This window comes from Rhodococcus sp. MPR-R1B (genome assembly GCF_058793255.1).
Map to the genome: position 1 here is coordinate 32,568 of NZ_JBXAFO010000002.1, position 14,082 is coordinate 46,649.

The following is a 14,082-nucleotide window of genomic DNA, read 5'->3' on the forward strand; positions in this document are numbered from 1 at the left end:
TACCAAGCATGACTACTGCGGCACTGTCGATCACGCAGATCGAGAACACACATCTGGTTCGGTGCGGTCACGCCAATTGGGTCCTGGTCGAAGAGGGGTCCGATCTGACCTTGATCGACGGCGGATATCCGGCCAACGGCACCGACGTCGAACGCTCGATCGAACAGATCGGTCACCAGCTCGGGGATGTTCGGGCAATCCTCGTCACGCACGCGCACATCGATCACATCGGTGGGATCGCGGACATCGTGACTCGGCTCGAGGTTCCGGTCCTGATGGATCCGTTGGAAGTGCCTCATGCGAAGCGGGAGTATCTGCAACAGTTGTCGCCGGCCGGAGTTCCGTTGCTGTTGTGGCGGCGAGGTGCTCCGAAATGGCTTCGCGACGTGATCGGAGTCGGCGCGTTGAAAGGTGCGGAACTGCCTCGGGCACAGTCCTTTGCGTCCGGTGGTGCGCTGGACGTTCCCGGTCGGATCGTGCCGATTCCCACTCATGGGCATACCGACGGCCACAGCGCTTACCTTGTTCCCGACGCAGGAGTGATCGCGTCGGGTGACGCTCTGGTGACCGGACACGCGACGTCGAGTGTCGCCGGACCACAATTTCTGGTGTGCCCCTTCAATCATGACCGTGAAGCGACCGACCAGGCGTTGGACAATATCGCCGGTGCACCTGCCGGCGTGCTGTTTCCCGGACACGGTCCGGTTTACGAGGGCAGCATGACTGCCGCGGTCGAACAGGCCCGAGCGGGCCGGACAAGGATGCGTCCATGACTACTGTCGAAACGGTCGACGAAGGTGCGGTGCACGGTTTCCTTCATCGACCTGCTTCTGTGTCCTTCGCGTCGCCCGTCGCCACGCTTGCACTGACTCACGGCGCAGGAAGTAACTGCGACACCGTGCTGTTGCGTGCTGTTGCCGACGGCTTTGCTGCGGCAGGAGTGCAAGTTCTGCGCTTCGATCTCGCGTTTCGGGTGCGTCGAGCTTCGGGGCCTCCGCATCCGTCGCGTGCTGCGGAGGATCGCGCGGGCATTGCCGAGGTGATTGCTGCTGTTCGCAAGGACTACTCGGTGCCCGGACCCGTTCTGCTCGGCGGACATTCGTACGGCGGTCGGCAGGCGTCGATGCTTGCGGCGGAGAACCCGGGACTTGTCGACGGCCTGGTCCTTCTCTCCTATCCACTGCATCCACCGAAGAAGCCCGAGAAGCTCAGAACCGAACACCTGCCCGACCTGAACACACCGACCGTTGTCGTCCACGGATCGAAGGACGAGTTCGCGACAACGGAGGAGATGCGGGCAGCACTCGCCTTGATTCCCGCCGCGACGCGTCTGGTGGAGTTCGAAGGAGCTCGACACGACTTGTCCGTGGTGAAATTTCCGGTGGTGGAGGAGACAGTCGCGGCCGCATCGGCGGTGTTTGCGTTCTGAACGCCGAGCGGGCGGTTGCCCGTGTCGGTGGTTCCTGGTGAGATCGAACCATGAGTGCCCAGCCGTATCAGCCCAGTGCCCTGTCCGACGTCATGGTGAGCGTCGACGGTGACGACACAGTCGTCAGCTTTCCTCGGGTTCTGCCGTATTCCGTCGAGAAGGTGTGGGAGGCGATCACCGACCCGGAGATGTTGGCGCAATGGACGCCGTACACCGCCGATCGGAATCTGAGCCGTACCGGTGATGCGGTGATCACCATGCTCACCGAGGACGGCGCCCCCGAAATGTCGCTGCCGGTCACCGTTCACGTCGTGGAGACTTCCCGGCGTCTCGAACACGAGTGGGGCCCGGACGAATTGGTGTGGGACCTGACCCCGATCGAAGGCGGTACCCGCGTCGTGCTGACGCAGAGGTCGCGCGCCGAGGGGATGGCGTCGGCGCTCGCTGCGGGGTGGCATCTGTGCTTCGACGTACTCGATGCCCTTCTGGCAGGCGAGCCCTTCGGACCGATCGTGGGTGAACGGGCGCGCGAGTACGGCTGGGACGCACTCAACTCCGGTTACGCGCGACAGTTGGGCATCGACGAATCTCAGATCTGGTAGCTGCTCAGAGTTTGCGACTGGCAGGCTTTCTGGTGGAGGCACGCGCGATCAGTTCGACGGGAAGCTTCACGGATTCGACGTTCTTGCCGGAGATCAGTGCGAGTAGGTGCTCGAGCCCGGTCGCGCCGATCTTTCGGGCGGGGGACCTGACCGTCGTCAGGGGCACCGGGAGTTGGGAGACAACCGGAATGTCGTTGTAGCCGACCAACGCAAGATCGTCGGGAATGCTCAACCCGAGATCACGGGCCACACCGAGTACGCCGATCGCGATGGTGTCGCTCACCGTGAAAACGGCGTCAGGGCGCGTGTTCCCGCTGAGCAGTGTCGCCGCCGCATCGACACCCCCTTGAACTTCGAACTCGGACGCCACTATTCGGTTCGGCGGCAGTTCCAGACCGGCTTCGGTCAGGGCATCGCGGAAACCCGCGACGCGTTCCCGCGACGTGCTGGCGTGATCCGGCCCCGCGATCACTCCGAGATCGCGATAGCCGCAGTCCAGTAGATGCTTCCCCGCGAGGTAGCCGCCGAGGCGGTCGTCGCCGCTGACAAAGGGAAGGCTTCGGTTGACGGATGACGTCGCCGAGTCGATGTGCCGGTTCAGCAGCAGGATCGGCAGTGAGCGCAGGGGGAGCGAGTCGACGAAATCGGTACCCGGCAGGTGGATGCTGCTCAGCATGAGACCGTCGACCTGTCGGCTCACCAGGAACTCGACCGCTTTGCGTTGCGCTTCCAGATCGTCGGGCGGGCTGGAGAGCAAGACGGAGTACCCGGCTGCGGTGGCGGCTTCCTCGATGCCTTGGAACATGGTGGCCACTACAACGTCTGTCAATCTCGGCATCACGACGCCGATGGTGGTGGTCTTGCGGGTACGAAGGCTGGCCGCCCACAGGTTCGGTTGGTAACCGAGTTCCTCGGCAACCTGACGAACTCGGAGTGCGGAGTCGGACCAACCGTCGGCGGGCTCGGGCTGACGGAGGACCCGCGACGCCGTCGAGATGTGGACCCCGGCCTGGTCGGCGATTTCGCGCAACGTCGGCGGACGGCCGTTGCTGCGGTTCGACGGATCGGGCGTCATCTGCGTCGTGGCTCCTGGTCTGCGTCGGTTCTGAGTTGGTTCGGTGTCGGTCGGCAGTTCGGGGATTGACGGGTGCGCAACCGGGCTCTACTCTAGGCGATGCAAACGATTGCGCAATCGTTCTCGCAAAGGATTGCGCCCGAGAACACTGGAGGCCCCGTGACCACGCCGCAGTCCCTGTCCGAGCTTTTTGCCATCGACACCCTGCTGGACGCCGAGGAGATCGCGATCCGCGACACGGTCCGCAAGATGGTCGACGATCGCATTCGCCCGCACGTAGGTGAATGGTTCGAAGCGGCAGCACTGCCGGCTCGTGAGCTGGCCAAGGAACTGGGCGCGCTCGGCGTACTGGGCATGCACCTCGAGGGCTACGGCTGTGCCGGGATGAGCGCCACGGCGTACGGGTTGGCCTGCCAGGAACTCGAAGCTGTCGATTCGGGCATTCGCAGCCTCGTCTCGGTCCAGGGCTCGCTCGCCATGTTCGCGATCCACCACAACGGAAGTGAAGAGCAGAAGGAAGAATGGCTCCCGCGAATGGCGGCGGGTGAAGCCATCGGCTGCTTCGGTCTCACGGAACCCGATTTCGGATCCAACCCCGGCGGTATGCGAACCAACGCCAAGCGCGACGGCGACGACTGGATCCTCAACGGCACCAAGATGTGGATCACCAACGGCTCCATCGCGGACGTCGCCGTGGTCTGGGCTCGAACCGACGACGGCGTGCGCGGATTTGTCGTTCCCACCGACACTCCGGGATTCTCCGCCCCCGAGATCAAGAACAAGATGTCGCTCCGGGCGTCGGTCACCTCGGAACTGGTGCTCGAGGACGTGCGTCTGCCTGCCTCGGCGATGCTGCCCAAGGCTCGCGGACTGTCCGGCCCGCTCGGCTGCCTCAACGAGGCACGCTTCGGCATCATCTTCGGGGCAATGGGTGCAGCACGTGACTGCCTCGAGACTGCGATCTCATATGCACGTGATCGCAAGGTCTTCGACAAGTCGCTCGCCGCGTATCAGATCACCCAGGCCAAGATCGCCGACATGGCAGTCGAATTGGGCAAGGGGCAGTTGCTCGCCATCCACCTCGGGCGCCTCAAGGACGCCGGGACGGTTCGCCCCGAGCAGGTCAGCACCGGCAAGCTCAACAATGTCCGCGAGGCCATCAAGATCGCCCGTGAATGCCGAACCATTCTGGGCGCCAACGGCATCACGCTCGAGTACCCCGTGATCCGGCACGCCAACAACCTCGAATCCGTTCTCACCTACGAGGGCACGTCCGAGGTTCACCAGCTCGTGATCGGCCGCGCTCTCACCGGTGAAGAAGCTTTCCGGTGACGGCAGACGCTGTCGGAGCGCTCGACGGGTTGGTGATCGCTGATTTCGGCCGCGTCCTCGCCGGTCCGTACGCCACGATGATTCTCGCCGACCTGGGTGCCGAGGTCGTCAAGATCGAGCGGCCGGGTGTCGGTGACGACACTCGCAGCTGGGGCCCACCGTGGGTGGGGGACGAGTCGAGCTACTTTCTGTCGGTGAACCGCAACAAGAAGTCGGTCACTCTGGATCTGCGCGAGCGCGAGGATCTGGAGAGTGCACGCGAGCTGGTTCGCAATGCGGACGTCGTGGTGCAGAACTTCCTGCCGGGAACGATGGACCGTCTGGGGCTGGGCTACGACGCTGTCCGAGAAATGAATCCGCGTGCGGTCTACTGCTCGATCAGTGGCTTCGGTGGCAACAACTCTCTGCCGGGATACGACCTGTTGATTCAGGCGGTCGGCGGATTGATGAGTATCACCGGACCCGATCCCAAGACTCCCACCAAGGTCGGTGTCGCGGTGGTCGACGTCATCACCGGCCTGCATGCCAGCGTGGGAATCCTTGCAGCACTGCGCCATCGCGATCGCACAGGCGAAGGGCAGCACGTCGAGGTCAATCTGTTGTCCTCGTTGCTGTCCGCACTCGCCAACCAGTCGTCCGGCTACGTGGCCGCGGGCGTGGTGCCGCAGGCAATGGGCAACCGGCATCCGAGCATCGCACCATACGAGGTGTTCGACACCGCGGACCGTCCGCTGGTCCTCGCTGTCGGCAATGATCGGCAATTCAGTTCGTTGACAGAGGTTCTCGGAGTTTCCGAACTTGCCGCTGATGCGCGTTTCGCGTCCAACAGCGACAGGGTTGCGCATCGAGAAGAACTGTTCGACGCCGTCACTGCTGCATTGGCCAAGGGCTCTGCGGACTCGTGGTTCGAGGCACTGACCGAGCGAGGTGTTCCGTGTGGGCCTCTCAACGACATCGCCGACGCGATAGCGCTGGCGGAACGGCTGAATCTCGATCCGGTGGTGTCCATCGACGACCCGCGTCGCGATGCACCGACTCGGCAGGTAGCCAATCCGATTCGGATGAGCGGCACGCCGGCAACCTATCGGTCGGCCCCGCCGCGGTTGGGGGAGGACAGCGTTCCCACTCCGTCCGGAGTCAGTTGACCCAAGCGAATCGGCCACCGGAATACCGGTGGCCGATCTGCGTGTGTGGCCGACTCAGCTGACCTTCAAGACCAGCTTTCCGGTGTTCGCTCCGGCGAAGAGAAGATTGAGGCTGTCGCCGAACGCGTCGATACCGCCGTCGACGACGTGCTCGCGAGCAGTCAATTCGCCACTCTTGATCCACTTTCCGATCTGCTCTTGTGCTTCTGCGTAGCGATCGAGGTAGTCGAAGACCACGAAGCCGGCCATCGTGGCGCGGTTGACGAGAAGTGACAGGTAGTGAGCAGGGCCTGGCTGAGGTTCGGTGGCGTTGTAGCCCGCGATGGCGCCGCAGATGACCACCCGAGCGCCGAGGCGCAGACGGGAGAGAGCGGCGTCGAGAATTTCTCCGCCGACGTTGTCGAAGTACACGTCGATTCCGTCGGGAGCGTTGGACTTGAGCGCCTTGTATACGGATTCGTTCTTGTAGTCGATGGCGACATCGAAGCCGAGGTCCTCGGTGAGCCACGCGCACTTCTCCGGACCGCCGGCGATGCCGATGACCTTGCATCCGTGAAGCTTTGCGATCTGGCCGACCAGACTGCCGACCGCACCCGCGGCACCGGACACGACGACGGTGTCACCGTCTTTCAGCTTTCCGACGTCGAGTAATCCGAAATACGCAGTGACGCCGGGAAAACCGAGAGCGCCGAGCCAGGTCGGTAGGGGAGCGATCGATTCGTCGACCCGAGTGACGTCTGTACCGTCGGAAACGCCGTACTCGGAAGCGCCGAAGGATCCGGCCACGATGTCCCCGACCTGGTAATCGGGGTGCTGTGATTCGGTGATGCGTCCGACGCCGTGGGCGCGCATGACGGAACCGAGCTTGACCGGCGGAACGTACGACTTGACGTCGTTGAGCCAACCGCGCATCGCGGGGTCGAGGGAGAGGTATTCGACCTTGACGACAAACTCGCCCGGTCCGGCGGACGGGATCTCGGCATCGACGTATTCCCAGGTGGATGCGTCGGGAAGTCCTGTCGGGCGGGCGGCGAGGCGTACTTGGCGGTTGGTCATCTCTCCCCTTCGGCGAAACGAATTGAACTTGAGGCCGGATTCAATATAGGTGATGGATCACGAACTGGGAAGAGTTGGATGAACCGATTGGCGACTATGTATGTTCGATCGATGAGCAATGTGGTCGAAGACGCGCCTGGTTGGTTCACTCGGGCGTTGGCAGCGCCGGTCGAGACGGGGTCGGTGGAGGTCGAGGGTGCCTCGGTGCACTTTCGGGCTTGGGGGCCGACGGGGCCGGGAATCGTGCTGATTCACGGCGGCGCCGCCCACAGTCGCTGGTGGGATCACATTGCGCCGCAGTTCGCCGAGGGGCGCCGCGTCGTCGCTCTCGACTTGACGGGCCACGGCGACAGTGACACTCGCGACGCCTACGCGATGTCCCAGTGGGCTCGCGAGGTGCTGGCGGCGGCCGAGGCCGGGGGAATCGACGGCAAGCCGATTCTGGTGGGGCACAGTATGGGTGGGATTGTTTCTTTCGTGGCCTCGCATCTGCATGGCGAACTGTTGGACGGGGTTGTCATCATCGATTCTCCGCTCAAGGCGCGTACGCCCGAAGAGGAGGCGGCTCGACGCCAGAATGCGTTCGGCCCCAAGAAGGTTTATCCCACCAGGGAAGACGCGATGGGCCGTTTCCGCTTCGTTCCGCCGCAGGATTCGGGTCTGCCTGCGGTGCGTGACCATGTGGCGGCCACGTCGATGGAGGAAGTCGAGGGCGGTTGGTCGTGGAAGTTCGATCCGAATTTCTTTCTCCGAGTAGGCGCCGAAGATGTCCTCGACAGCGAACCACGTTGCCGCGTAGCCTATTTCCGAGCCGAGAACGGCATCGTGTCCGATCGACTCATGGAGCACATGCGCGGATTGTTCGGAACGGAGGCCATCGTGGCGGAGATTCCCGAAGCCGGACATCACGTCATGATCGATCAGCCGTTGCAACTCGTGACCGGGGTGCGAACTGTGTTGAGTGCGTGGTCCGTCGCAAGTCAAGTGCCGGTAGATCAAGCGGCAGGTAACGTCGAGGGAAGGGTAGAAGCATGAGCACGGAATTGACGCTCGAACCGAAAGTCGAAGCTGCACTGAAGTTGTGGCACACCATGATCGAAACCGGCGATCTGTCGGCGCTACCGACGATCGTCGCGCCCGACGCGCAGTTCCGATCGCCCACGGGATTCAAGCCGTACCAGTCCGCGGATGCCGTTGTGCTCATTCTCAATACGGTGATCCAGGTGTTCGAGAACTTCGAGTACCACCGTCAGTTCGCCGGAGCCAACGGTCGACAGGTCGTGCTCGAATTCAGTGCGAACATCGGCGACAAGAGTCTCAAGGGAATCGACATGGTCGAATTCGACGAGGACGGCAAGATCGTCGATTTCGAGGTCATGGTGCGTCCGGCCAGCGGGCTCGCGGCTTTGGCTGCCGAAATGGGTAAGAGGCTCGGGCAGACGCTACCGACCTACAAAGCCTGAACTGAGTCCGGCCAAGGCTCAGTTCGTACTGAATCCGCCGTTGGAGTGAAGGAGTTGTCCCGTAATCCAGCCTCCGGCGTCGGACATCAGAAACCGAACGAGGTTTGCAGTGTCGCCGGGAGTACCCAGCCGGCCGGCAGGAGTCTGGAGGGTTGTGGCCTGTCTGATCGCGGGTGTCATCCATCCTGTGTCGATAGGTCCTGGGTTGACGACGTTGGCTCGTATGCCGCGTGATCCAAGTTCGACTGCGGCGGCGATGACGATGCGGTCGAGAGCGCCCTTGCTGGCCCCGTACGGAAGATTGTGGGCCGCATGGTCGCTGGTGAGTGCGATGATCCGCCCGGCCACCTGACTGACGTCGCGCTGTTCCGGAAGCCGTTCAGCGAACGCTTTGATCAGCAGCCAGGAGGCGCGAGCGTTGACGGCGAAATGTCGTTCCCAGCTCTCGACGGTGGTATCGAGGATCGAGCTGTCGACGCTTTCGCAATGTGAGAGCACCAGCCCACGGAGGTCGTTCCGCGCTGCGGCAGCGTCAACGAGCTGATCGGCCACGTCGGGCGAGGCCAGATCTCCAGGAACGAGGTCGACACGGCTTCCGAGTGCGCGACACTTCTCGGCAATGTCTTGCGGATCGTGCGCTCCGCGCCCGAACCCGACGCGTTCGTCGTAAGGCTCCCAGTAGCCGATAGCCAGATCCCAACCATCCTCGGCAAGGCCCAATGCGAGGCTCGCTCCGATCGACTTGCTCCGACCGACACCGGTGATCAATACGGTCCCGCGCTTGTCAGACACTGCTCGCCTCCAGAGATGTCCTGCAATTCAAATGGGGTGAGGTCACTTCAGATGGAAGCATCACTGTAGCGGGCGAGCTGTCGCCTGTATCGAGCGAGCTGTCGCTGTGCCTCGACCTGACCAGTGTCTTGACACGGCGCTGGTCACAGCGTTTGACTGAGATGCAAGCTCGAGTTGATTCGCCGGACTGTGTCCCGGGAGGTTGACCTATGCGCGGCAATGGAATTGCAGGCAAGGCTTTCTCAGGCGAGGGCTGTAGACGTGGACAAGAATCTCACCGAGCACGGTCTCATCGCGGGACCGTCTCGGTTCTGGCTTTGGTTGGGGTGTGCGTACTTTCGTTTGCCACCACTCAGATGGCCGGCGCGCAACCGGTTGCAGAGAATGTCGATACCGGGTTCGTGATCCCTTTTGCCGGGGCACCGGTCTACGAGAGCGTCGCGCCCACGCAGATGACTACTCCGGATCAACTCAACCAGCCACTCGGTCAGCAGACTGCGGAAGAGATTGCCGCGCAGATCGGACTCGAGCCAGCCGACGCTTTGACCGAGGAGCAGTATCGCGACCTCATGGCCGGTGGTGGGGTCGGTGGCAATCTCGAGGATGCCGAGGTGATCGACGAATGCGCCCGGATTCTCACCAATACGAACGGGCGGCCCCTCTATTCCGGCACTACGCCGTCGGTTCTGGCCAGTTACGGGTTGTACGTGAATCCCGACGGATTGCTGGAGAGTCCGGCCAACGCGGATGCGCCGACGCGACAGGTGAATACGCTGATCGCCCCTGGCGGTTTCGTGGGCACCTGGTTGCGCAACAACGGTGCAACGCACACTCTGATTGCGCTCTATCAGTCGGCATACACGGTGCAGGCAGTCTACGGATTTGCAGCGCAACAGATTTCGGGAGCAGCGCAGCTGGTGGCCAACACCAAAGGCGATGTGAATTCGGAAGTCGGCATGTCGATGGCACCGCCGCTCTGGATAGTGAACTTCGCACTGCTCTACATCTTGAAGCCGTCACTGGCGGCGGCCATGCCTGCGCACTGGGCTCCCATTCCGCCTGCCGTTGCCGACGCCGTGAAAGCGAGTCCCACCGGTCAAGTCGCTTTCAGTGACTACGCGTCCTATTTCGAGTGATCGGTCTGGCGGACAGCGCTCACGAACTTCTCGATCAACGCGTGGTCCTTGACGCCGCGGGAGGATTCGACGCCGCTGGAGACGTCGACGCCCCAGGCTCCGGTGGCATCGAGTGCGTCGCGAACGTTGTCCGGGGACAGTCCGCCCGCCAGGATCCACTTGCCTTGCGGGCGGGATTGCTGTTGGGCCCAGTTCCACGGCACCCCTGATCCGGCGTCTGCGCCGTCGATCAGGAGTTCGTCCTCGCCGAGGTCGAGATTGTAACCGTCGCGGACGTTGCTGGAGACGACCGCGCGGATGACGGTGAGGCCGGCATCGTGCAGTCGCTGCACTTGCTCGGCGTCGACAAGATCGTGAACCTGTACGGTGCGAAGCCCGGTGATCTTCGCGATCTCGAGGATCTGATCGATCGGGTTGCCGAGAAAGACTCCGATTGCACGGATGTGATCGGGAACTCGCGCGAGCAGAGCGACTGCGAGTGTGGGGTCGACTTTGCGGACGCTCTCGGCGAAGACGAAACCGATGGCGTCGACGCCCAGGCCCACCGTGAGGTCGACCGTGTCAACGTCGCGTAGGCCACAGACCTTGATGAATGTCACCTGATACAGAGTACTAGCGTCGTCGTCTAGCCTCGTGCGTGCGACATTTCTACGCGCGAGAGGCTTGACGTGGACTGGCTCTACCGAATCAGTTTGATCTCGGGACCGCTGCCGGTGATCCTGACTGTCCTTGGGGTCCTGGGTGGTGTGTGGCTGCTCGGTTCGAACGTGCGCTGGTACTACCGCAGAGCGGTGCCGATCGCGGGGCTGATTGCGCTGGTGATCATGATCGCCGTGTGGATCACCGTCGAAAAGGTGATCGTGCCGTTCCCCGATCCCATCGAGATGTCGATCTACGTGTGGATCGGTCTCGGTATCTACGCGCTGCTACTTCTCGGGCCGCGAATCAAGGCGGGCGGAACCGTCGCGAAAGCGCTCCTGTCCGTGATCGCGACGGTTCTGGTCGTCATCACTGCCGCGACGCAGATCAATCTGGTTTTCGCCGCGTATCCGACTGTGGGAATTGCGTTCGGACACGACGATTTCGACCGCATCTCACTCAGTGAAGTTCCCGGTCCGACCGATCCTGTTGTCACCGGCGATCCCACCGACACTGTGTGGAAAGCGCCGGAGGGCATGCCGATTCGCGGACGGGTCACGACTTTGCCTGTCCCCGGGACGATTTCAGGATTCTCCGCGCGCGACGCGCAGGTGTATCTGCCGCCGTCGTACTTCACCAATCCGCGTCCGCTTCTTCCCGTGCTCGTGCTCATGGCAGGTCAGCCTGGCAAGCCCGAGGACTGGCTCCAGGGCGGAAAGCTGACCGCGACAATGGATGCCTTTGCACGAGATCACGAGGGGTTGGCTCCAGTCGTCGTGATAGCCGATGGAACAGGGTCGCAGATGGCCAATCCGCTGTGCACCGACTCGTCACAGGGCAAGGTCGGCACGTATCTGGCAAAGGACTTGCCCGCTGCGGTGGCGAATGCGTTCCAGATCGACACGAATCCGCGAGCGTGGGCAATCGGCGGGCTCTCCTACGGTGGCACCTGCTCACTGCAGATGGCGACCAATTACCCCGAGGTGTACCCGACATTCCTCGATCTGTCCGGTCAATTGGAGCCTTCGCTCGGTGACCGACAGCGAACCGTCGACGAGATATTCGGCGGCGACGAAGCGGCGTTCGTGAAGGTGAATCCGATGGACCTGCTGGCGACTCGGAAGTTCCCGAACTCGGGCGGAGTGTTCGTCGTCGGAACAGATGACAATGAGTTCAAGCCCGGTCAGCAAAAGGTGTACGAAGCGGCCAAAGCGGCCGGAATGGACGCCAGGTATCTCGAGCTTCCCGGTGGTCACAGCTTTTCGGTGTGGTCGGCCGGCGTCGAGCAGGAGCTGACGTGGATCTCGCAGCGAATGGGACTGATCAGCTGAATCCTGTTCCGGTTTTGGAACGTGTTCTATATTCGGTGTGTGGCTGCCGTTCGGCAGTCTCTCGATCGTTCACCGACTGGAGTTCAGGCACATGTACGAGTGGTCCGACACCGACCTGATGTTCCGCGACGCCTTGCGGGGCTTTATCGACAAAGAGGTGCGACCTCACGTCGACGAGCTCGAAAGCGGTGCGCTGCCGCCGTTCGACATCATTCGCAAGCTGTACTCGACCTTCGGTCTGGCCGACATGGCACGCGAAGGCCTCGAGAAGTCGCTGGCACGCGAGCGCGGCGAAGCGCCCTCCGGTGACGGTGAGAAGTCGAGCGCCTTCAGCGGCGCCGGCAGCATGGGCGTCGTGCTCAACAGCGAATTGGCCGGAGTCAGCCTCGGCCTGGTCGCATCGTTGGGTGTCAGCCTCGGATTGGCCGCCGGAACTATCCGCAGCCGCGGCACACTCGCGCAGAAGGAACGCTGGCTCCCCGGCCTGGTGACATTCGAGACCGTCGGCGCCTGGGCGATCACCGAACCGGACTCCGGCTCGGATGCCTTCGGCGGCATGAAGTCCTACGTACGCCGCGACGGCGACGACTACATTCTCAACGGCAACAAGACCTTCATCACCAACGGTCCGTACGCCGACGTGATGATCGTGTACGCAAAGCTCGACGAGGGCGATGCGTCGGTTGATCGTCGCGATCGCAAGGTGCTCGCCTTCATCCTCGACAAGGGCATGGAGGGTCTCACACAGAGCCCGCCGTTCAAGAAGATGGGCATGAACTCCTCACCCACAGGTGAGCTGTTCTTCGACAACGTCCGCATCACCAAGGACCGTCTGCTCGGCGAGACCGAGGACAGCGGAAAGTCGGACGGCAAATCCAGCGCCAAGGAGAGCTTCGCCGCCGAACGCATCGGCATCGCGTCGCTCTCACTGGGCATCATCAACGAATGCCACCGTCTGAGCATCGAATACGCGAAGTCCCGCAAACTGTGGGGACGTGAGATCGGGCAGTTCCAGCTCATCCAGCTCAAGCTCGCCGAGATGGAGGTCGCTCGAATCAACGTGCAGAACATGGTCTTCAATGCGATCGAGCGCACCGCAGCCGGAGACAAAGTGAGCCTGGCGGAGGCGTCGGCGATGAAGCTGTACTCCTCGCGCGCAGCGACCGAGGTCGCGATGGAAGCCGTGCAGCTGTTCGGTGGAAACGGCTACATGGCCGAGTACCGAGTCGAGCAGTTGGCGCGTGATGCCAAGTCGCTCATGATCTATGCGGGCAGCAACGAAATTCAGGTCACCCATATCGCCAAGGGCCTCCTGGGCTGACACCGGTACGTTTTCGCTTGTCGGTCGATCGCAGCAGGAACCAGATAGTCTTGCTGCGGTCGGCGACACCGCGCCGACGGATCGGAGTAAGCAGTGAACGCGTCAGATCCCATTGCGTCAGATTTCACTGCGCCGGATCCCACCAATGTTCATCCGATGGCCGGGCAACCGCGAGTGGTGTTGCTGAGGCCGTTGATCGACAACCCGTTGATCGAGGTAGGGGAGTACACCTACTACGACGATCCGGAGTTCGCCGAAGAGTTCGAGACTCGAAACGTGTTGCATCACTACGGTCCCGACAAACTGGTGATCGGAAAGTTCTGCGCCCTGGCCACCGGTGTCACCTTCATCATGAACGGCGCGAACCATCGTATGAACGGTGTCTCCACCTACCCGTTTCCGATCATGGGCGGTGATTGGGCCAGGCACATGGATTTGGTGCAGGATTTGCCGTCGCGCGGTGACACCGTCGTGGGGAACGACGTGTGGTTCGGCGGGAACGTGACAGTCATGCCCGGTGTCCGGATCGGTCACGGGTCGATCGTGTCCACTGGCGCCGTCGTAACGCGCGACGTCCCGGACTACGCAATTGTCGGCGGCAACCCGGCAACGGAGATCAAGCGCCGCTTCAGTGCCGAAGACATCGAGAAGTTGGTGCGAATTGCGTGGTGGGACTGGCCGATCGAGAAGATCACCCGCCACGTCCGGGTGATCTCGGACGGGAGTGTCGCGGAACTCGAAGCGGTCGAGTGATCTACCGA

General features: G+C 62.5%; 15 protein-coding genes. 11 read left to right on the forward strand and 4 right to left on the reverse strand.

Annotated elements, in window-relative coordinates; all coding sequences use genetic code 11:
• Window positions 1–8: 8 nt before the first annotated feature.
• From AC1Q61_RS02835 to AC1Q61_RS02845, 3 genes are read left to right on the forward strand one after another with little or no spacing between them, the layout of a single operon-like run.
• A complete protein-coding gene (locus tag AC1Q61_RS02835) occupies window positions 9–773 on the forward strand; it encodes an MBL fold metallo-hydrolase (protein ID WP_042922301.1) in 765 nt (254 codons plus the stop codon).
• On the forward strand, window positions 770–1,429 hold the full coding sequence (locus AC1Q61_RS02840; RefSeq protein WP_003939749.1) for an alpha/beta hydrolase family protein: 660 nt from the start codon (window positions 770–772) through the stop codon (window positions 1,427–1,429). The genes AC1Q61_RS02835 and AC1Q61_RS02840 overlap by 4 nt, the downstream gene beginning before the upstream one ends.
• A 50-nt stretch (window positions 1,430–1,479) precedes the next feature.
• On the forward strand, window positions 1,480–2,031 hold the full coding sequence (locus tag AC1Q61_RS02845) for an SRPBCC family protein (RefSeq protein ID WP_215516065.1): 552 nt from the start codon (window positions 1,480–1,482) through the stop codon (window positions 2,029–2,031).
• A gap of 4 nt (window positions 2,032–2,035) precedes the next feature.
• On the opposite strand, the gene AC1Q61_RS02850 is transcribed toward AC1Q61_RS02845, so the two are convergent.
• Entirely contained in the window at window positions 2,036–3,106 is a 1,071-nt protein-coding gene (locus tag AC1Q61_RS02850; protein ID WP_042922299.1) for a LacI family DNA-binding transcriptional regulator, read from the reverse strand.
• A 159-nt stretch (window positions 3,107–3,265) separates the two neighbouring features.
• Between AC1Q61_RS02850 and AC1Q61_RS02855 the strand changes: the two genes are divergently transcribed.
• Window positions 3,266–4,438, forward strand: coding sequence for an acyl-CoA dehydrogenase family protein (locus AC1Q61_RS02855; protein WP_003939770.1), 1,173 nt, complete (start codon window positions 3,266–3,268; stop codon window positions 4,436–4,438).
• Window positions 4,435–5,583: a CaiB/BaiF CoA transferase family protein gene (locus AC1Q61_RS02860; protein WP_003939934.1), complete on the forward strand. Its 1,149-nt coding sequence runs from the start codon at window positions 4,435–4,437 to the stop codon at window positions 5,581–5,583. Before AC1Q61_RS02855 ends, AC1Q61_RS02860 begins: the two co-directional genes overlap by 4 nt.
• A gap of 54 nt (window positions 5,584–5,637) precedes the next feature.
• Here AC1Q61_RS02860 and AC1Q61_RS02865 read toward each other — a convergent pair whose 3' ends face one another.
• A complete protein-coding gene (locus tag AC1Q61_RS02865) occupies window positions 5,638–6,639 on the reverse strand; it encodes an NADP-dependent oxidoreductase (RefSeq protein ID WP_003939765.1) in 1,002 nt (333 codons plus the stop codon).
• 111 nt (window positions 6,640–6,750) lie between these two features.
• Here AC1Q61_RS02865 and AC1Q61_RS02870 point away from each other — a divergent pair, with 111 nt between their 5' ends.
• Window positions 6,751–7,674 carry an alpha/beta fold hydrolase gene (locus AC1Q61_RS02870; RefSeq protein WP_042922296.1) on the forward strand — a complete coding sequence of 308 codons (924 nt, stop codon included), beginning with the start codon at window positions 6,751–6,753 and terminating at the stop codon, window positions 7,672–7,674.
• Window positions 7,671–8,102 (forward strand): nuclear transport factor 2 family protein, encoded by a 432-nt coding sequence (locus AC1Q61_RS02875; RefSeq protein ID WP_003940510.1) that lies wholly within the window; start codon window positions 7,671–7,673, stop codon window positions 8,100–8,102. Before AC1Q61_RS02870 ends, AC1Q61_RS02875 begins: the two co-directional genes overlap by 4 nt.
• Window positions 8,103–8,120: 18 nt before the next feature.
• Here AC1Q61_RS02875 and AC1Q61_RS02880 read toward each other — a convergent pair whose 3' ends face one another.
• The gene (locus tag AC1Q61_RS02880) at window positions 8,121–8,894 is read right to left on the reverse strand and encodes an SDR family oxidoreductase (protein ID WP_007733807.1); all 774 of its coding nucleotides are present in this window, start codon (window positions 8,892–8,894) and stop codon (window positions 8,121–8,123) included.
• Window positions 8,895–9,103: 209 nt separating this feature from the next.
• Here AC1Q61_RS02880 and AC1Q61_RS02885 point away from each other — a divergent pair, with 209 nt between their 5' ends.
• Window positions 9,104–10,030, forward strand: a complete 927-nt coding sequence (locus AC1Q61_RS02885) for a hypothetical protein (protein ID WP_214927110.1) — start codon at window positions 9,104–9,106, stop codon at window positions 10,028–10,030.
• Here AC1Q61_RS02885 and AC1Q61_RS02890 read toward each other — a convergent pair.
• Window positions 10,018–10,629, reverse strand: coding sequence for a phosphoribosylanthranilate isomerase (locus AC1Q61_RS02890; protein WP_030535233.1), 612 nt, complete (start codon window positions 10,627–10,629; stop codon window positions 10,018–10,020). The two genes, AC1Q61_RS02885 and AC1Q61_RS02890, sit on opposite strands and share 13 nt — an antisense overlap.
• Before the next feature lie 69 nt (window positions 10,630–10,698).
• Here AC1Q61_RS02890 and AC1Q61_RS02895 point away from each other — a divergent pair, with 69 nt between their 5' ends.
• The 3 genes from AC1Q61_RS02895 (at window position 10,699) to AC1Q61_RS02905 (ending at window position 14,074) form a co-directional block, all read left to right on the forward strand.
• On the forward strand, window positions 10,699–12,000 hold the full coding sequence (locus tag AC1Q61_RS02895; RefSeq protein WP_030535234.1) for an alpha/beta hydrolase: 1,302 nt from the start codon (window positions 10,699–10,701) through the stop codon (window positions 11,998–12,000).
• A 91-nt stretch (window positions 12,001–12,091) separates the two neighbouring features.
• Entirely contained in the window at window positions 12,092–13,321 is a 1,230-nt protein-coding gene (locus tag AC1Q61_RS02900; protein WP_037128824.1) for an acyl-CoA dehydrogenase family protein, read from the forward strand.
• A gap of 156 nt (window positions 13,322–13,477) precedes the next feature.
• Window positions 13,478–14,074 (forward strand): CatB-related O-acetyltransferase, encoded by a 597-nt coding sequence (locus AC1Q61_RS02905; RefSeq protein WP_037125853.1) that lies wholly within the window; start codon window positions 13,478–13,480, stop codon window positions 14,072–14,074.
• Window positions 14,075–14,082 lie beyond the last annotated feature (8 nt).